Origin of the sequence: Streptomyces sp. Ag109_G2-15, from assembly GCF_900215565.1 — a bacterium.
GTDB classification, from domain to species: Bacteria; Actinomycetota; Actinomycetes; order Streptomycetales; family Streptomycetaceae; genus Streptomyces; species Streptomyces diastatochromogenes.
In genome coordinates, this window is the sequence record NZ_OCNI01000002.1 from 1,483,256 (window position 1) to 1,499,401 (window position 16,146).

17 protein-coding genes and 1 tRNA gene are annotated in these 16,146 nt (G+C 72.8%); 11 read left to right on the forward strand and 7 right to left on the reverse strand.

All coding sequences use genetic code 11. The features are described 5' to 3' along the window. Positions 1–63 precede the first annotated feature (63 nt). Complete coding sequence (locus tag CRP49_RS43085) at positions 64–1,251, reverse strand: thiolase family protein (RefSeq protein WP_097258779.1); 1,188 nt, start codon at positions 1,249–1,251, stop codon at positions 64–66. A 156-nt stretch (positions 1,252–1,407) separates the two neighbouring features. Between CRP49_RS43085 and CRP49_RS43090 the strand changes: the two genes are divergently transcribed. Further along, the gene (locus CRP49_RS43090) at positions 1,408–2,268 is read left to right on the forward strand and encodes an alpha/beta hydrolase (RefSeq protein ID WP_097258780.1); all 861 of its coding nucleotides are present in this window, start codon (positions 1,408–1,410) and stop codon (positions 2,266–2,268) included. A 120-nt stretch (positions 2,269–2,388) separates the two neighbouring features. Next, positions 2,389–3,186 (forward strand): SAM-dependent methyltransferase, encoded by a 798-nt coding sequence (locus CRP49_RS43095; RefSeq protein ID WP_097258781.1) that lies wholly within the window; start codon positions 2,389–2,391, stop codon positions 3,184–3,186. A 52-nt stretch (positions 3,187–3,238) separates the two neighbouring features. Here the strand turns inward: CRP49_RS43095 and CRP49_RS43100 are convergent, their stop codons facing one another. Then, the gene (locus tag CRP49_RS43100) at positions 3,239–4,099 is read right to left on the reverse strand and encodes a Cof-type HAD-IIB family hydrolase (RefSeq protein WP_097259334.1); all 861 of its coding nucleotides are present in this window, start codon (positions 4,097–4,099) and stop codon (positions 3,239–3,241) included. Positions 4,100–4,245: 146 nt separating this feature from the next. Between CRP49_RS43100 and CRP49_RS43105 the strand changes: the two genes are divergently transcribed. The 7 genes from CRP49_RS43105 to CRP49_RS43135 all read left to right on the forward strand — a co-directional run bounded on the left by CRP49_RS43105 (position 4,246) and on the right by CRP49_RS43135 (position 11,839). After that, a complete protein-coding gene (locus CRP49_RS43105) occupies positions 4,246–5,091 on the forward strand; it encodes an SAM-dependent methyltransferase (protein WP_373560432.1) in 846 nt (281 codons plus the stop codon). 39 nt (positions 5,092–5,130) lie between these two features. Next, on the forward strand, positions 5,131–6,534 hold the full coding sequence (locus tag CRP49_RS43110) for a glutamine synthetase family protein (RefSeq protein WP_097258782.1): 1,404 nt from the start codon (positions 5,131–5,133) through the stop codon (positions 6,532–6,534). Between the two features lie 2 nt (positions 6,535–6,536). Continuing rightward, a complete protein-coding gene (locus tag CRP49_RS43115; protein WP_097258783.1) occupies positions 6,537–7,685 on the forward strand; it encodes an amidohydrolase family protein in 1,149 nt (382 codons plus the stop codon). Between the two features lie 42 nt (positions 7,686–7,727). After that, positions 7,728–8,255, forward strand: a complete 528-nt coding sequence (locus CRP49_RS43120) for an NUDIX hydrolase family protein (RefSeq protein ID WP_179852086.1) — start codon at positions 7,728–7,730, stop codon at positions 8,253–8,255. 184 nt (positions 8,256–8,439) lie between these two features. Further along, complete coding sequence (locus CRP49_RS43125) at positions 8,440–9,240, forward strand: hypothetical protein (protein ID WP_097258785.1); 801 nt, start codon at positions 8,440–8,442, stop codon at positions 9,238–9,240. 125 nt (positions 9,241–9,365) lie between these two features. Further along, positions 9,366–10,700, forward strand: a complete 1,335-nt coding sequence (locus tag CRP49_RS43130; protein ID WP_097258786.1) for a PP2C family protein-serine/threonine phosphatase — start codon at positions 9,366–9,368, stop codon at positions 10,698–10,700. 71 nt (positions 10,701–10,771) lie between these two features. After that, on the forward strand, positions 10,772–11,839 hold the full coding sequence (locus tag CRP49_RS43135; protein WP_097258787.1) for an MASE1 domain-containing protein: 1,068 nt from the start codon (positions 10,772–10,774) through the stop codon (positions 11,837–11,839). Here CRP49_RS43135 and CRP49_RS43140 read toward each other — a convergent pair. Continuing rightward, a tRNA-Pro gene (locus tag CRP49_RS43140) sits at positions 11,818–11,894 on the reverse strand. The two genes, CRP49_RS43135 and CRP49_RS43140, sit on opposite strands and share 22 nt — an antisense overlap. Positions 11,895–12,018: 124 nt before the next feature. Here CRP49_RS43140 and CRP49_RS43145 point away from each other — a divergent pair. Together CRP49_RS43145 and CRP49_RS43150 are read left to right on the forward strand one after the other, a co-directional pair. Further along, positions 12,019–12,726, forward strand: a complete 708-nt coding sequence (locus CRP49_RS43145; protein ID WP_097258788.1) for a transketolase — start codon at positions 12,019–12,021, stop codon at positions 12,724–12,726. A gap of 32 nt (positions 12,727–12,758) precedes the next feature. After that, positions 12,759–13,679 carry a transketolase family protein gene (locus CRP49_RS43150; RefSeq protein WP_097258789.1) on the forward strand — a complete coding sequence of 307 codons (921 nt, stop codon included), beginning with the start codon at positions 12,759–12,761 and terminating at the stop codon, positions 13,677–13,679. A 16-nt stretch (positions 13,680–13,695) separates the two neighbouring features. Here CRP49_RS43150 and CRP49_RS43155 read toward each other — a convergent pair whose 3' ends face one another. From CRP49_RS43155 to CRP49_RS43170, 4 genes are read right to left on the reverse strand one after another with little or no spacing between them, the layout of a single operon-like run. Beyond that, positions 13,696–14,055 carry an MmcQ/YjbR family DNA-binding protein gene (locus tag CRP49_RS43155; protein WP_097258790.1) on the reverse strand — a complete coding sequence of 120 codons (360 nt, stop codon included), beginning with the start codon at positions 14,053–14,055 and terminating at the stop codon, positions 13,696–13,698. Between the two features lie 30 nt (positions 14,056–14,085). Further along, positions 14,086–14,616: a GNAT family N-acetyltransferase gene (locus tag CRP49_RS43160; RefSeq protein WP_097258791.1), complete on the reverse strand. Its 531-nt coding sequence runs from the start codon at positions 14,614–14,616 to the stop codon at positions 14,086–14,088. Continuing rightward, positions 14,613–15,185 carry a helix-turn-helix domain-containing protein gene (locus CRP49_RS43165; RefSeq protein ID WP_097258792.1) on the reverse strand — a complete coding sequence of 191 codons (573 nt, stop codon included), beginning with the start codon at positions 15,183–15,185 and terminating at the stop codon, positions 14,613–14,615. The genes CRP49_RS43160 and CRP49_RS43165 overlap by 4 nt, the downstream gene beginning before the upstream one ends. A 46-nt stretch (positions 15,186–15,231) precedes the next feature. Continuing rightward, entirely contained in the window at positions 15,232–16,134 is a 903-nt protein-coding gene (locus CRP49_RS43170) for a LysR family transcriptional regulator (RefSeq protein ID WP_097258793.1), read from the reverse strand. Between the last annotated feature and the right edge of the window lie 12 nt (positions 16,135–16,146).

The following is a 16,146-nucleotide window of genomic DNA, read 5'->3' on the forward strand; positions in this document are numbered from 1 at the left end:
TCCGTTTCCTTGCTGCGGCTCGTGTACCGGATCCCCTTGCGGGGAGCCCCCGTTGGCGCGTCGCTAGTGCCTCTCGACCAGCACCGCGCTCCCCTGCCCCACCCCCACGCACATGGTCGCGAGGCCCCGCTCCGCGCCCGTGCGCCGCATCCGGTGCAGCAGGGTCGTCAGGATGCGGGCGCCGGAGCAGCCGAGCGGGTGGCCGAGGGCGATGGCACCGCCGCTCGGGTTCACCAGGTCCGGGTCGATGCCCAGCTGGTCGACGCACGCGAGTGCCTGGGCGGCGAACGCCTCGTTGAACTCGGCCTCCTGGACGTCGCCGGTCTCCCAGCCGGCCCGGGCGAGCGCCTTGCGGGTGGCGGGGACCGGGCCGATGCCCATCACGTCGGGGTGGACGCCCGCCGAGGCACCGGCGACATAGCGGCCGAGGGACTCCAGGCCCAGCTCGTTCAGGGCCTCCTCGCTGACCAGCAGAAGCCCGGCGGCGCCGTCGTTCATCGGCGAGGCGTTGCCCGCCGTGACCGTGCCGCCCTCACGGAAGACCGGCTTGAGGCGGGACAGCTTCTCCAGCGAGGTGTCCTCGCGGACGCACTCGTCCTGCTCGACCGTGATGCCGTCCGGGCGCTCCACGGGCAGGAGTTCGTCGTCGAAGTGGCCGTTCTTGCGTGCGGCGGCGGCCAGTTGGTGGCTGCGCAGCGCGAACTCGTCCTGTCGGGCACGGGAGATGCCGTACCGTCCGGCGACCTCCTCGGCCGTCTCGCCCATGGCCAGCAGACCGTGCAGGTCCTTCATGGCCGGGTTGACCAGGCGCCAGCCGAGCCGGGTGTCGTAGGTCTCGATGCGGTGCGGCAGGGCCTCGTCGGGGCGGGGCAGGACGAAGGGGGCGCGGCTCATCGACTCGGAGCCGCCCGCGACCACGATGTCGGCCTCGCCCGCGGCGATGGTGCGGGCCGCGGTGGTGACCGCTTCGAGGCCCGACGCGCACAGCCGGTTGACGGTGGCGCCGGGCACGGACTCGGGCAGGCCGGCCAGCAGCGCGGCCATGCGGGCGACGTTGCGGTTGTCCTCGCCGGCCTGGTTGGCGGCGCCCCAGTAGACGTCGTCGATGCGGGCGGGGTCGAGCGCGGGCACGTCGGCCACCAGGTGGCGGATCACGGTCGCCGCCAGGTCGTCGGGCCGCACGGTGGACAGGGCTCCGCGGAGCTTGCCGATGGGGGTGCGGCGGGCGGCCGCGAAGTGGACGGGACGCACGGCTGGGACTCCTGACCTACGACGCTGTGGATCAGCACGAATCTACGGGTGTGCGGCGGAACCGCTTAATTAGCACTGCTAGTTTTGGACTATAGACCTCCCGACGGCTCCCTGGGAAGATCCCCCGGAACCTTCCCTCAGGCACCCGGAGGAGACATGGCCGACGTCCGCGAGCACATCCTCGACGGCATCGTCGTACGCGAGTGGCCGCACCCGAAGCCGCGCTATCTGGCCCTCGTGGTGCACGGGTACGGGGAGCACGCCGGTCGCTACGACGAGCTGGCGGGCGTTCTCAACGGGCACGGGGCGGCGGTGTACGGGCCCGATCACGTCGGGCACGGAAAGTCGACGGGTGAGCGGGTGGTGATCGAGGACTTCGAGGACGTCGTCACCGACGTGCAGGCGGCGGCGGACCTCGCTCGCGCCGCGCATCCGGGCCTGCCGCTCGTCGTGGTCGGCCACTCCATGGGCGGCCTGATCGCGGCCCGGCACGCCCAGCGGTACGGCGCGGAGCTGAGCGCGCTGATCCTGTCCGGGCCGGTGATCGGCGTCTGGGAGCTGCCCGGGCGGCTGCTGGCCCTGGACGAGATCCCCGACACCCCGATCAGCCTGGCCGCGCTCTCCCGCGACCCGGCGGTGGGAGCCGCGTACGCCGACGACCCCCTGGTCTGGCACGGCCCGATGAAGCGGCCGACGCTGGAGGCGTTCGTACGCACCCTGGAGACGGTCGCCGAGGGCGGGGACGTCGGCCCGCTGCCGCTGCTGTGGCTGCACGGGGAGGACGACCGGCTGGTTCCGCTGCCGGGGAGCCGGGTCGGGGTGGAGCGGCTCAGCGGCGGCCGGCTGACCGAGCGGATCTTCGCCGGGGCGCGGCACGAGGTGTTCAACGAGACGGACAAGGCGGACGTCTTCGCGGAGGTGCTCGGCTTCCTCGACTTCCTCGACGCGGAGTTGCGTCCGGATCCGGCGCACCCGGCCGGTCCGGAGTGCCCGGCAGATCCGGCACTCCCCCGCTGACCAGAGCCCCAACCGGCCGCGCCCGCACCCGCGTTGGCGCGGCGCCCGGACTTGCATCATGTCAGACTGATCGCACGCCCCCCGGATGGCACGGGGGCCTGTCGAACGGAGGAGCAGGACGTGACGGGGACCGAGCCGGCCGCCCAGGAGATCGACACCACCCGACCGCATCCGGCGCGGGTGTACGACTGGTTCCTCGGCGGCAAGGACAACTACCCCGTCGACGAGCAACTCGGCCGGCAGATCGCGGCGATCGACGGGGGTGCCCCGCGGGCCGCCCGCGCCAACCGGGCGTTCATGCGCCGGGCCACGCGGGCGCTGGCCGAGGAGACGGGCATCCGCCAGTTCCTGGACATCGGCACCGGCATACCCACCGAGCCCAACCTGCACCAGATCGCCCAGTCCGTCGCCCCGGACGCCCGCGTCGTCTACGTCGACAACGACCCGATCGTGCTGGCCCACGCGAACGCGCTGCTGCGCGGCACCCCCGAGGGCGTGACCGAGTACGTCCAGGCCGACGCCCGCGATCCGCGCGCCATCCTCGAACAGGCGGCCCGCGTCCTGGACTTCGACCGCCCGGTCGCGCTGTCCCTGATCGCCCTGCTGCACTTCGTCGCCGACGAGGACGGCGCCCACGAACTGGTCGGCACACTGGTCGACGCGCTGGCTCCGGGCAGCTGTCTGGTGCTGTCGACGATGACGGCCGACTTCGAACCGGAGAACGTCCACCGGGGCATAGCGGCGTACGCGGCGGGCGGGGTGACCCTGGTGGCCCGCTCGCAGGCCGAAGTGGGCGTGTTCTTCGAGGGACTTCGGCTGCTGGAGCCGGGCATCGTGTCCGTGGCCGACTGGCGGCCCGAGGACGCACCCGACGGCGACGGGCCGATCTCGCTGTACGGCGGCGTCGGACTCAAGTAGGCGTACTCGAGCAGCCGCGCTCAAGCAGCCGCACCGGCCTGCAGCGCACTGCCTACAGCGGTATCCCGATCACCCCGGCGATCGTGCGCAGCACCCCGTTCTCGTTGTTGGACGGGGCGAGATGGCGGGCCCGGCGGACGACCTCCGGGTGCGCGTTGGACATGGCGAAGGACCACTCGGCCGCGTCCAGCATCTCCAGGTCGTTGAGGTAGTCGCCGAACACCATGGTCTGCGCGGGCGTGATGCCCAGCTCGCGCTGCAGGCCGCGCAGGGCGGCACCCTTGTTGGCGGTGCGGTTCATGACGTCGACCCAGTGCTCGCCGGAGACGACGACCTGGTGGGTGGCGGTGAACGCCTCCAGGGCCGGGGCGGTGGTGCCCTCGGCCGGCCCGAAGTCGAACAGCGCCACCTTGATCACGTCGTCCTCGACCGCGGTGACGTCCTCGACGATCCGGTGCTCGACGTAGTACTTGCGCACCTCCGCCAGGAACGCCTCGTCGGTCCGCTCCACGTACGCCGACCGCTTGCCGCAGACCACGGCGCCCACGTCGACGCCGTCCGCGACCAGGCGCCGTACCGTACGGGCTATGTCCGCGGCGACGGACCGGTCGAGCACGTCGGAGCTCAGCTCCACACCGTCGCGGACCACATAGGTGCCGTTCTCCGCGATGAACACCATGCCCTCGGCGACCTCGGCGAACTGCCGGGCCAGCGTGGCGTACTGACGACCGCTCGCCGGGCTGAACAGCACTCCGCGGCGGCGCAGTTCGGCGAGCATCGGCCACAGCCCCTCGGGTATCCGCTTGGCGTCGTCCAGCAGGGTGCCGTCCATGTCGGTGACGACGAGCCGGATGTCGGCGGAGCCGGCGGGCAGGCCGGGGGTTTCGAGCAGGGACGCGGGCGTGGCGGGCATGTCCTTCTTCCGGTCGGGAACGGGATACCGGGTGCGCTTGGTGAACACCCGGAGTCCAGTGTTCCCCATGCGCCTGGGCGCCCCGGAGGGTGGCCCAGCTCTCACGCTGTGCGTTTCCCGGGACAGCGCGATCAAGGGGCGGCACAATGACGGCGGACAACGCATGGGAGAAGGGCGGCGACGTGAGCGCGGGCGATTCCCCGACGGCCGGACCGGCGAGGCTGAACACCTCCGTGGCGCACAACGCGCGGGTCTGGAACTACTGGATCGGCGGCAAGGACAACTACGAGGTCGACCAGGGGGTCGGCGAGCACGTGGCCGGGATGTTCCCGGTGATCCGGGAGGTGGCCCGGGCGGACCGGGACTTCCTGGGGCGGGCGGTGCGCTTCCTGACCGCCGAGCGCGGGGTGCGCCAGTTCCTCGACGTCGGTACCGGACTGCCGACGGTCGACAACACCCACGAGATCGCGCAGCGGATCGCTCCCGAGTCGCGGATCGTGTACGTCGACAACGACCCGATCGTGCTCGCGCACGCCCGCTCCCTGCTCACCAGCTCCCCCGAGGGTGTCACCGACTACATCGACGCCGACGTGCACGACCCGGACGCCATCGTGCGGCGCGCCGTCGACACGCTCGACCTGGACCGGCCGGTCGCGGTGATGATGCTGGGCATCCTGAACTTCGTCCTGGACACCGACGAGGCCCGGGACATCGTGCGGCGGATCATGGCGGCGGTCCCCTCCGGCAGCCACCTGGTGCTCACCCACCCGACGTACGACGCCGAGGTGGGCGGCGAGGGCAACATCGCCGCGATGGAGTTCTGGAACGCCAACGCCACCCCGCCGATCACCGCCCGCAGCGGCGCGGAGATCGCCTCGTTCCTCGACGGTCTGGAGCCGGTCGAGCCGGGCCTGGTGCCGTGTTCCCAGTGGCGCGCCGAGACCGAGGCCGCCGCGGTACCGCAGTACGGCGCGGTGGCCGTGAAACCCTGAGCCCGACGACACCGGGGCCGAGCCCGTCGAGGAGGACGTATGACCACCCTTGCCGACCCGGTGCCCGGCGGACGCCCCGGCGACCGCCTCCGGGCCGCCGGGCTCACCGCCGACCTGGCCGCCCAGGGCGTGCACGGGATCGTCCTGGCCTATGTGGACACAGCGGGCATCGGCCGGGTCAAGACGATTCCGACGGCACGCCTGGAGGCCGCCGTGGCCTGGGGTGTCGGCATGTCGCCGGTGTTCGACACGTTCCTCGCCGACGACTCGATCGTCACCACCGACGTCCTCGGCTCCCCGGACGGTGATCTCAGGCTCTACCCAGACCTCGACCGGCTGGTGGTCCTGGCCGGGCAGCCCGGCTGGGCGTGGGCGCCCGTGGACCGGATCACCCAGGAGGGCGAGCGGCACCCCGGCTGTGCCCGGACCTTTCTGCGCCGGATCGTCGCGGACGCCGCCGACCGGCACGGCCTAGCCTTCAAGGCGGCCGTCGAGGTCGAGTGGGCGGTCGGGCTCGACTCGGCGCCCGGCGCGGAGTTCGTCCCGGCGGTCTCCGGGCCGGCGTACGGCGCGGCCCGGCAGGTCGAGCTGAGCGACTGCACGGCCGACCTGCTGGCGGCGCTCGCGGCACAGGGCGTGGACGTCGACCAGGTCCACCCCGAGTACGCGGCCGGGCAGTTCGAGGTGTCGGTGGGCGCGCTGGACCCGGTGGCGGCGGCCGACCGCAGCGTGCTGGTGCGGCAGACGATCCGGGCAGTGGCGCAGCGGCACCGGCTGCGGGTCTCCTTCGCGCCCGCGTTCCTCGCCGAGGGGGTCGGCAACGGCGGCCATCTGCACCTGTCCTGCTGGCGCGACGGGGTGAACCTGCACTCCGGCGGCGCGGGCCGGTACGGCATGACGGCCGAGGCGGAGTCGTTCGCGGCCGGGGTGCTCGCCCACCTGCCGGCGCTGACGGCGGTGACCGCACCGAGCCCGGCCAGCTATCTGCGGCTCAAGCCCGCCCAGTGGGCGGGGGTGTTCACCGCCTGGGGCCGGGAGACCCGCGAGGCCGCGCTGCGGGTCGTCACGGGCACGACGGGCCGCGGGGACCAGGACGCCAACATGGAGATCAAGCCCGTCGACCTGGCCGCCAACCCGTATCTCGCGCTGGGCTGCGTCATCGCAGCCGGCCTCGACGGGATGACCACGTCCCGGCCGCTGCCCGAGGAGATCACCGGGGACCCGGCCCGGTACGGGCCAAAGGAGGCGGCTGCCCGCGGGGTGGAGCGCCTGCCGACCTCGCTGCCGCGGGCCGTCGAGGAGTTCCGGGCCGACCAGGTGCTGCGGGCCGCGCTGGGCCCGGTCCTCGCGGACGCGGTGAGCGCCGTACGGCTCGGGGAGGCGGCCGCCGTGGACGGCCTGGACGACGCGCAGGTGGCGGCCGCCTACCGCTGGAAGTACTGACGATGCCCGCCCCCGGCCCGGTCCACGAGGCCCTCGCCGCGCTGCCGCTGGTCGACCACCACTGCCACGGCGCCGTCACGGCCGATCTCGCACCCGAGCAGTTCGAGTCGCTGATCACCGAGGGCGAGGCCTGGCCCGGCGTCTCGGCCTTCGACAGCCCGGTCGGCGTGGCCGTACGCCGGCACTGCGCACCCCTGCTGGACCTGCCCCGGCACGCGTCCCCCGGCGACTATCTGGCCCGGCGGACCGCACTGGGCTGGCGCGAGGTCAACCGCCGCTTTCTGACCGCCGCGGGGGCCGAGGTCTTCTGCGTCGACACCGGCTACGCCCCGCACCCCGTCACCTCCCCCGCCGAACTGGCCGAGGCGGCGGGCGCCGCCGCCTTCGAGGTCGTACGGCTGGAACAGGTCGCCGAGGCCGTGGCCGCGCGGGGCGTCGAGGCGGGCGAGTACGCGGCCCGGTTCCGGGCGGCCGCAGAGGAGGCCGTACGACAGCCCGGAGTGGTCGCCGTGAAGTCGGTGGCCGCCTACCGCACGGGCTTCGCCCTGGCCCCCGAGCGCCCCACGGACGCGGAGGTGACCGAGGCCGCCCGGCACTGGCTCGCGCACGGCGGCCGCCTGACCGACCCGGTCCTGGTACGCCACCTGCTGTGGACGGCCGTCGACCTGGGCCTGCCGCTCCAGCTGCACACCGGCTTCGGCGACGCCGACGTACGGCTGCACCGCGCCGACCCCGCCCTGCTCACCGACTGGCTGCACCTGACGGCCGGCACGATCCCGGTGCTGCTGCTGCACTGCTGGCCCTACCAGCGCCAGGCGGCCTACCTGGCCACGGTGTTCGAGCACGTGTACCTCGACGTCGGCCTGGCCCTGCACTACACCGGGCCGGCCCGCTCCCGGGCGGTGCTGGAGGAGGCCCTGGAGATCACCCCGTTCCGCAAACTGCTGTACAGCTCGGACGCCTACGGTGTGGCCGAGTTCCACCACCTGGGCGCGCTGTCCTTCCGGCAGGGGCTGGCCGGAATGCTCCAGTCCCGGGTGGACGCCGACGAGTTGAGCCTGCCCGACGCCCTGCGCATCGCTGCCTGGACAGGCCGTGACAACGCCCACCGCCTGTACGGACTCCCCGCAAACGATCCGGCCCGCGACTGAGCGCGCGCCCCACCCGGAAAGTATGATCAAGCAATGTCTGACATGACCGAAACCACGCCCGGCTGGCTGACCAGCGACGAGCTGGAAATGGCCAGGGCCCGGATGCCGATCCTGTACGTCGAGGCCGTGCCCGTGCGCGTGGACGACAGCGGCGAAGTCACGAGCATCGGACTGCTGCTGCGCATCGGCCCGGACGGAACGGTCAGCCGGACGCTGGTCTCCGGCCGCGTCCTGCACCACGAGCGGGTCCGTGACGCCCTGCTGCGCCACCTGGAGAAGGACCTCGGCCCGGTCGCGCTGCCCCGGGTGCCGGCCTCCCTGCAGCCGTTCACGGTCGCGGAGTACTTCCCGACGGCCGGCATCACGCCGTACCACGACCCGCGCCAGCACGCGGTGTCCCTCGCCTACGTCGTCCCGGTGACCGGCGACTGCCGGCCCCGGCAGGACGCGCTGGACCTGGTGTGGTTCAGCCCGCAGGATGCCGCCTCGGCGGCCGTGCAGGGCGAGATGCCGGGCGGGCACGGGGTGCTGCTGAAGCAGGCCCTCGCCCACGTGGGTGTCGTGTCCTGACGTCGGCCACCCGGGTGACTGGCCTGTCTATCAGGCCGGTCAGGTCGCTGACCAGCGCCTTCCTGGTTGCGTTCAGGTTGTGTTCAGTCCCGCGGCGGCCCATGGCAACACCTGCACCAGAAGCCCCAAAACAATGGCAAAGGGGGCTGGGACAGAGGCAGTTGACCATGCGAGGGTGCGGGCCATGAGCACAGAGCACGTCCTCGATCAGCGGCCCCGCGACCCTGCCCGCGCCCGCGCGCGCATCCGCGAGAGCGCGAACAAGGTGCCCGAGGTCACCGTCTACTTCTGGATCATCAAGGTCCTCACCACCGGCATGGGCGAGACCGCGTCCGACTTCCTGGCCCACCTCCTCGGCCCGATCCCGGCGGTCGGTCTCGGCGGTCTGGCCTTCGTGGCGTCGCTGGTGCTCCAGTTCGCCGTCCGCCGGTACGTGGCCTGGGTCTACTGGACGGCGATCGTCATGGTCAGCGTGTTCGGCACGATGGCGGCCGACGTCCTGCACGTCGGCCTCGGCGTCCCCTACACCCTCTCGACGCCCCTCTTCATGGTCGCCCTGGCCGCCGTCTTCGCCCTCTGGTACGCGAGCGAGCGGACCCTGTCGATCCACGGCATCCGCACCCGCCGCCGCGAGACGTTCTACTGGGCGGCCGTCCTCGCCACGTTCGCGCTCGGCACGGCCGCGGGCGACCTCACCGCGTCCATCGGCCTCGGCTACCTCGGCTCGGCGGTCCTGTTCGCCGTGGCGATCTGCGTCCCGGCCCTCGCCCACGGGGCGGGCACGCTCGGCCCGGTGACGGCGTTCTGGGCGGCGTACGTCATCACCCGCCCCCTCGGCGCCTCGCTCGCCGACTGGATGGCCCTGGAGCCGCACCGGGGCGGCCTGGGCCTCGGCCTCGGCCCGGTGACGCTGTCCTGGACGGTGGCCATTCTCGGGCTGGTCGGCTACCTCACGCTGTCCCGGCGGGACGTCCGGACCGCCTGACTCCGCCCGCGACACGGGAAAGGGCCTCGCGCGTCACTGCTCGCGAGGCCCTTTCCCGTGCACCGATGCCACAATCGAAGGCGACGCAGCCGCTTGATCGGATCGTGTCGGGAGGCCGGAACGTGATGGCGCGAGAGAGGGAGGGGAAGCCGCCGAGGCAGCCGCACCTGCCCGACCTGCATGTGCGCCTGCGCTCCGAGCTGGGCCGGATCGACGAGCAGCTGCGCGACCTGCTGTCCGCCATGGACCGGCTGCAGGGCCTGCTGGACGCGGTGGTGGCCATCAGCCGTGAGGTGGAACTTCCGGCGGTGTTGCACCGCATCGTGACCACCGCCATGGACCTGGTCGGGGCCCGCTACGGGGCGCTGGGCGTGCTCAACGAGTCCGGGGAGCGCCTGGAGCAGTTCATCTCGGCCGGACTGTCCGAGCAGGAACGCAATTATCTGGCCAACGTCGGCCTGCCCCGTGGTCGAGGTGTCCTCGGCCATCTGATCCGCCACCCCGAACCCCTGCGGGTCGACGACATCCCGGCCCATCCGTCCTCCACCGGGTTCCCGCCGGGGCATCCGTGCATGCAGACCCTGCTCGGCGTCGCCATCAGCGTGCGCGGCGAGATCTACGGCGATCTCTACCTCTCCGAGCGGCGCGACGGACACCCCTTCGACGTGCACGACGAGAACGTCGTCGTCGCCCTGGCCAGCGCCGCCGGCATCGCGATCGAGAACGTCCGCCTGTTCGAACGGGTACGCGCCGGTGGCGAGCAGTTCCAGCGGCTTCTGCTGCCCACCCTGCCCGACCTGCGGCCCTTCACCGCCGCCGCCATCTACCGGCCCGCCGCCGAGCCGAGCCAGCTCGGCGGGGACTGGTACGACGCCATCCCCCTGCGCGACAACGTCGTGGCGGTCGTCATCGGCGACGTGGTCGGCCACGATCTGCACGCCGCGGCCGCCATGGCCTCCACCCGCAACATGCTGCGCGCTCTGCTCTTCGACCAGAGCAATCCGCCCGGCGCGGTCCTCACCCAGCTCGACCGGACTCTGCAGGCCATCACGGACAATCCGGTCACGACCACCACCCTGGCCCGTATCGAGCCGGACGGACCGGGCTGGCGGCTCCGCTGGAGCACCGCGGGCCATGTCCCGCCCCTGCTGATCACCCGTGAGCGTGGGGCGGAGTTCCTGCTCGCCGAGCCCGGGCTGCCGCTCGGGGTCGACACCGAGCAGGCGCGCCCCGACCACTCCCGCTTCCTGCCCCCGTCCGCCACCGTGGTCTTCTTCACCGACGGGCTGATCGAGCATCCCGAGCACCCCATCGACGAGAGCCTGGCCGAGCTGGCCCGGCTCGCCGCGGCACACGCCTCCCTGCCCCTGCCGAAGTTCGTCCAGGCACTGGCCGATCACCACCCCAGCGACGGCCACGACGACATGGCCATCCTCGCCCTGCGCGCCCCGCACGGCTGAGCGGTGCCGTGGAGGATCCGCGGGATCCGACGGATGATGGGCTACGGGGCGATGGACACGGAGGTCGCCCGATGGCTGTGGCGCGGCATGACCGGCTCCGGCGCGCCGGCCTGGCCGTTCTGGAGATCTGTGCCATTGCCGGGCTGTATTTCGGCGCGGCCAAGGTAGGACTGCTCCAGCAGCTGGTGCGCGGCCAGGTCACCCCGCTGTGGCCACCCAGCGGTATCGCGGTGGCGAGCCTGCTGCTGCGCGGCCCGTGGGTCTGGCCCGGGATCGCGCTCGGCGCGTTCCTGGTCAACTTCCCGCTGGGGCCGTCGCTCCCGGCCGTGCTGGCGATCGTGGCGGGAAACACCCTGGCGCCCCTCTGCTCCTACGGACTGCTGCGCCGTACCGGGTTCCGCAACGATCTGGACCGCTTCCGGGACGCGCTCGCCCTGATCTTTCTCGGTGCGTTCACCGGGATGCTGGTCAGCGCGACCGTGGGCACCGGGACCCTGGCCCTCTCCGGCGTGTTGACCACCGGCGACTTCTGGCCCACGTGGTCGGTCTGGTGGACCGGCGACGCGATGGGTGTTCTGGTGGTCACGCCGGTCCTGCTCGTGCTGCGCTCGGCCCGCTGGCCGAAGGACGTGCCAGGGTTCCGGTGGATGGAGGGGCTGCTGCTCCTGGCGGCCACCGCCTGCATCGGCTTCATCGAGACCAGTAACACGCCGCTGCTGTTCCTCGGCTTCCCGCTGCTGTTCTGGGCGGCCTTCCGCTTCCAGCTGGCCGGGGCCGCGCCCTGCGCGCTGGCCGTGTCGACCTTCGCGATCATCGCCGCCGGCCGGCACACAGGCCCGTTCTCCGGTCACAACCTGCTCACCGACATGATCACCCTGCAGGCGTTCAACGGTTCCGCCGCGCTGACCGCGCTGCTGCTCGCGGCGGTCGTCAGCGAGCGGAACACGACCCAGCGGGAGATCGCGCGAGCCTGCAGGCAGCTCGCCGCGATGGCGGCCAGGATCGCCACCGGCGACCACCGCCCGCTGCTCCCCGACGGGGAGGGCGAGAGACCCGCGGACGCGGAAAAGGCCGCCTCCTCATTCCTGAGAAGACGGCCTCCGACCGGCAACAGAGCTGGTCGGGACGACAGGATTTGAACCTGCGACCCCTTGACCCCCAGTCAAGTGCGCTACCAAGCTGCGCCACGTCCCGGTGCCGTTTGACCTGGGGTTTCCCCGGTCGAAACGCGCAGGGAAACAATACCGCACTCGGGTCGGTGGTCGCGCACCCGTTTCCGGTTGACCTCAAGCTTGGTTGAGGTTGCACGATCTTCGGCATGAAGATCGCAGCGGACGAGACCCGCGCCTACGGCTACGACGACCTGCCCGGGTTCATGGCGCTCATGACGGGCGACGAGAAGCACGGCCCCGCGGCCACCTCCACGCTGGACGCGCTGTGGGTGCTGTACGACCGGGTGCTCCGGGTCACGCCGGAGCGGCGGGCGGATCCCGCCCGGGACCGGTTCCTGCTGAGCAAGGGGCACGGGCCGATGGCGTACTACGCGGTACTGGCCGCGAAGGGCTTCGTGCCCGTCGAGTGGCTGCCGGGGTTCGGGGCGTACGACTCCCCGCTCGGGCATCACCCCGACCGGGTGCTGGTGCCGGGGGCCGAGATCGGCAGCGGCTCGCTCGGGCACGGGCTGCCGATCGCCGTGGGCACCGCGCTGGGCCTGCGCGCCCAGGGGCGGCACGAGCCGGCCGTGTGGGTGCTGATCGGCGACGCCGAACTGGACGAGGGCAGCAACCACGAGGCGATCGCCTTCGCCGGGCCCGCCGGGCTCGAACGGCTGCACACCGTCGTGATCGACAACTCCTCCGCCAGCCATGCCCGGCCCGGCGGGATCGCCGCCCGGTTCGAGGCCGCGGGCTGGTCCGCGGCGACCGTCAACGGGCGGGACCACGAGGCCCTGTACGCCGCGTTCACCGCCCCGCATCCCGGGCGCCCGCATGTGGTCGTGGCCCGCGTCGAGCCGAAGAACGCCTGACTCTCCCCTCCTCCCTGGAAAGGGTCCATCCCATGGACACCATGCGTGACCGTTTCGCCCCCGTCGCCTCCCGGCTGCTGGACGAGGATCCGCGGGTCGCGGTCGTGCTCGCCGAGATCGGCAAGGACGGCTTCGCCGAGGCCCTGCGCCGCCATCCGGACCGGGTGATCAACGTCGGCATCCGCGAGCAGCTGCTGGTCGGGGCCGCCGCCGGTCTCGCGCTCACCGGGCTCAGGCCGGTCGTGCACACCTTCGCCAGCTTCCTGGTGGAGCGGCCCTTCGAGCAGGTCAAGCTGGACCTCGGACACCAGGACACCGGGGCGGTACTGGTGAGCGCGGCCGCCTCCTTCGACTGGCCGGCCGGCGGCTACACACACATGGCGCCCGGCGACGTGGCGCTGCTCGACACCCTGGACGGCTGGACCGTGCACGTGCCCGGCCATCCCGACGAGGCCGAGACACTGCTGCGGCACGCGATCGCCGCCGGGGACGACAAGGTGTACGTCCGCCTCTCCGTGCAGGCCAACGGACAGGGGCTGGCGGTCGACGGGCAGCACTTCCTGACGGTCCGCCAGGGGCGCTCCGGAGTGGTCGTCGCGGTCGGGCCGATGCTGGACACGGTGCTCGCCGCCACGGAGGGCCTGGACGTGACCGTGCTGTACGCGACGACCGTGCGCCCCTTCGACGCGGCCGGGCTGCGCCGGGCCACGGAGGCCGCGGGCACGGACGTCGTACTCGTGGAGCCGTACCTCGCGGGAACGTCGACGACGGCCGTGAGCGAGGCACTGGCCGACGTCCCGCACCGGATACTCGGCCTCGGCGTGGGACGACGCGAGCTGCGGCGGTACGGGACGATCGAGGAGCACGTCGCCGCCCATGGGCTCGACGCCCGGAGCCTGCGGGAGCGGATCGGCGGGTTCGTGAGGGCGGGACGGGTGTCCGTACGGCCGTGACCGGGGCGAGGGATGTTCAGCGGCCGCCGGGCAGGCCCAACTCGGGGTAGGCGTCCAGGAGCCGGGGCGGGGCGGCCTGGCGCCAGGAGTCGGCGAGGATGTCGCGCAGCTCGGCCTCGTTCTCCAGTGCGGCGAGTCTCGCTCTCACCCAGGCGAACTGGGCCTCGTGGTCGGCGATCCAGAACTTCCCCGGCTCGGCCATGACCAGTTCGTCGCGCTCCTCCTTGGGGCAGCGCACGGCGATGGACGTCTCGTCCTCGGGCAGCGTGGCGAACATCTTCCCGGCCACCCGGAACGTGGGCATGCTCCAGGCGATCTTCTCCGTGGTGTCCGGCAGGGACAGGGCGATACGGCGTACGTCTTCGGCATCCGGCATGCCACGCACGGTAGCCCCTGCCACTGACAGTCACCCGGTCGGCGGAACCACCCGCTTGTAGTAGAGGGTCGTCGGGCGCAGTTCGCCCGCCGGGTTCGCCGCGTAGTCGGGGATGGTGCCGGCCCGGGTCCAGCCGGCCGAGCGGTAGAGGTGCTCGGCGGGGCTGCCGGTCTCGGTGTCGAGGTGGAGCAGGGTGATGCCGGTGGCGGCGGCCGCGTGCTCGGCGGTGGTGAGGAGTCTGCGGCCGAGGCCCTGCCCGCGCGCGGAGCGGTGCACCATCAGCTTCACCAGTTCGGCGCGGTGGCGGCCGTTGGGCTTGTCGGGCAGGGCCAGACTGACCGTGCCCGCGACCCGGTCGGTGTCGTCCGCGGCCACCCACACCGTCAGCAGGCCGGTCGCCACCGCGTCGGCCCGCTCCCGCCACCAGGTGGCGGCCGCCGCCCGCCCGAGCGGCGCGAGGAAGCCGACCGAGGCGCCCCCGGCCACGGTGTCGGCCAGCAGTCCGGCCAGCTCCTCGCTGCCGTCCCGCACTTGGGCCTCGCTCCAGCGCAGCACCCTCATGGCCGCACCACCGCCAGCACATAGCGCGCCTCTTCCGGCCCGGCGCACCGGAACCTCGTCGGCCCGAACACCCGCATCCGCAGGCAGTCGCCCGCGTCGAGACGGTGGCCCGTGTCGCCGACGGTCACCTCCAGCGCGCCCTCGAGGACCCACAGGTGCTGTTCCAGCCCGGACACGGGCGGGCGGTCGTACGCGATGTCGGCGCCCGGGGCGAGCCGGCCCTCGACCAGTTCGCCGCGCAGACCGGCGTGCGGCGGGGACACGGACCGGCGTACGAAGCCGGAGGCGCGGTCCTGCCACACCTGCTGGTCGGCCGCCCGCACCAGCGGGGCCGGTTCCGCCTCGACCTCGCTGAGCAGCTGGGACATGGTGCGCCCGTAGACGTGGCAGAGGCGGTTCAGGACGGCCGCGGTGGCGCTGATCTCGGCGCGCTCGGCCCGGGACAGGGTCGACCTGCTCACTCCGCTGCGCTCGGCCAACTCGCCCAGGGACCAGCCGTGCTGGGCCCGGAGTTCGGCCAGCCGGGCGCCGATCCGGGTGTCGACGGGGTCGGGATCCTCGATTCTCATATCCGGGACGCTATCCCGGATATGAGACGAGCGTGTTACCGAAGGCTCACGCCTGCGCCGCCTCCCCCAGTGCCTGAATCACCTGGCGGATCAGCGGGTGCCCCTCGGCTCCTCGCCGTACCGCCGCGAAGACCCGGCGGGTCGGGGCCACGCCGTCGACGGGGCGGACGACCACGCCGGTGAGGTCCATGCCGCGCAGGGCCGAGCGCGGTACGAGGGCCACGCCCGCGTCGGCCGAGGCCAGCGCCACGACGGCGCGGAAGTCGTCCGAGGAGTGTTCGAGGCGGGGCTGGAACCCGGCGCTCTCGCAGGCGAGGACCACCACGTCGTGGCAGGGGTTGCCGGGGTACGGGCCGATCCACGGGTCCTTGGCCAGTTCGGCGAGCGGAACCTCGGGGGCGTCGGCGAGGCGGTGGCCGACCGGGACGACCGCGTCGAAGGGCTCGGCGTACAGCGGCACATGGGTGAGCCGGGGGTCGTCGGCCGGCGGGGCCCCGCGGTACTCGACGGCGACCGCGACGTCCACCTGCCGGTCCAGGACCATGGGCAGGCTGGCGTCGCCCTCGGCGTCCTGGACGCGGATGCGTATGCCGGGCGCGGCGGCCGAGAGGCGGGCCACGGCGGGCGCCACCACCTGGGCGATGCCGGTCGCGAAGGCGGCCACGGTGACCGTGCCGGCCTCCCCCGAGCCATAGGCCGCCAACTCGGCCTCGGCCCGCTCCAGCTGGGCCAGGACCGCGTTGGTGTGGCTGAGCAGGATCTCGCCGGCCGGGGTGAGCCGTACGCCCTTGGCGCTGCGCTCGACCAGACGGTGCCCGGTCTCCTGCTCCAGGGCCGCCAACTGCTGGGAGACGGCGGAGGGAGTGAGATAGAGCGCGGCGGCTGCCGCGGTGACCGTGCGGTGGTCGGCCACCGCACGGAGGATGTGGAGCCGCCGTGCTTCGATCATGGGACCAATTAT

Excerpts from the sequence above, each read along its gene's own strand:
- CRP49_RS43090 (WP_097258780.1), top strand. The coding sequence starts at position 1,408 with ATGGCCGACGTCCGCGAGCACATCCTCGACGGCATCGTCGTACGCGAG.
- CRP49_RS43100 (WP_097259334.1), bottom strand. The coding sequence starts at position 4,099 with ATGCCCGCCACGCCCGCGTCCCTGCTCGAAACCCCCGGCCTGCCCGCC.
- CRP49_RS43105 (WP_373560432.1), top strand. The coding sequence starts at position 4,246 with ATGACGGCGGACAACGCATGGGAGAAGGGCGGCGACGTGAGCGCGGGC.
- CRP49_RS43110 (WP_097258782.1), top strand. The coding sequence starts at position 5,131 with ATGACCACCCTTGCCGACCCGGTGCCCGGCGGACGCCCCGGCGACCGC.
- CRP49_RS43115 (WP_097258783.1), top strand. The coding sequence starts at position 6,537 with ATGCCCGCCCCCGGCCCGGTCCACGAGGCCCTCGCCGCGCTGCCGCTG.
- CRP49_RS43120 (WP_179852086.1), top strand. The coding sequence starts at position 7,728 with ATGACCGAAACCACGCCCGGCTGGCTGACCAGCGACGAGCTGGAAATG.
- CRP49_RS43125 (WP_097258785.1), top strand. The coding sequence starts at position 8,440 with ATGAGCACAGAGCACGTCCTCGATCAGCGGCCCCGCGACCCTGCCCGC.
- CRP49_RS43130 (WP_097258786.1), top strand. The coding sequence starts at position 9,366 with ATGGCGCGAGAGAGGGAGGGGAAGCCGCCGAGGCAGCCGCACCTGCCC.
- CRP49_RS43135 (WP_097258787.1), top strand. The coding sequence starts at position 10,772 with ATGGCTGTGGCGCGGCATGACCGGCTCCGGCGCGCCGGCCTGGCCGTT.
- CRP49_RS43145 (WP_097258788.1), top strand. The coding sequence starts at position 12,019 with ATGAAGATCGCAGCGGACGAGACCCGCGCCTACGGCTACGACGACCTG.
- CRP49_RS43150 (WP_097258789.1), top strand. The coding sequence starts at position 12,759 with ATGGACACCATGCGTGACCGTTTCGCCCCCGTCGCCTCCCGGCTGCTG.
- CRP49_RS43155 (WP_097258790.1), bottom strand. The coding sequence starts at position 14,055 with ATGCCGGATGCCGAAGACGTACGCCGTATCGCCCTGTCCCTGCCGGAC.
- CRP49_RS43160 (WP_097258791.1), bottom strand. The coding sequence starts at position 14,616 with ATGAGGGTGCTGCGCTGGAGCGAGGCCCAAGTGCGGGACGGCAGCGAG.
- CRP49_RS43165 (WP_097258792.1), bottom strand. The coding sequence starts at position 15,185 with ATGAGAATCGAGGATCCCGACCCCGTCGACACCCGGATCGGCGCCCGG.
- CRP49_RS43170 (WP_097258793.1), bottom strand. The coding sequence starts at position 16,134 with ATGATCGAAGCACGGCGGCTCCACATCCTCCGTGCGGTGGCCGACCAC.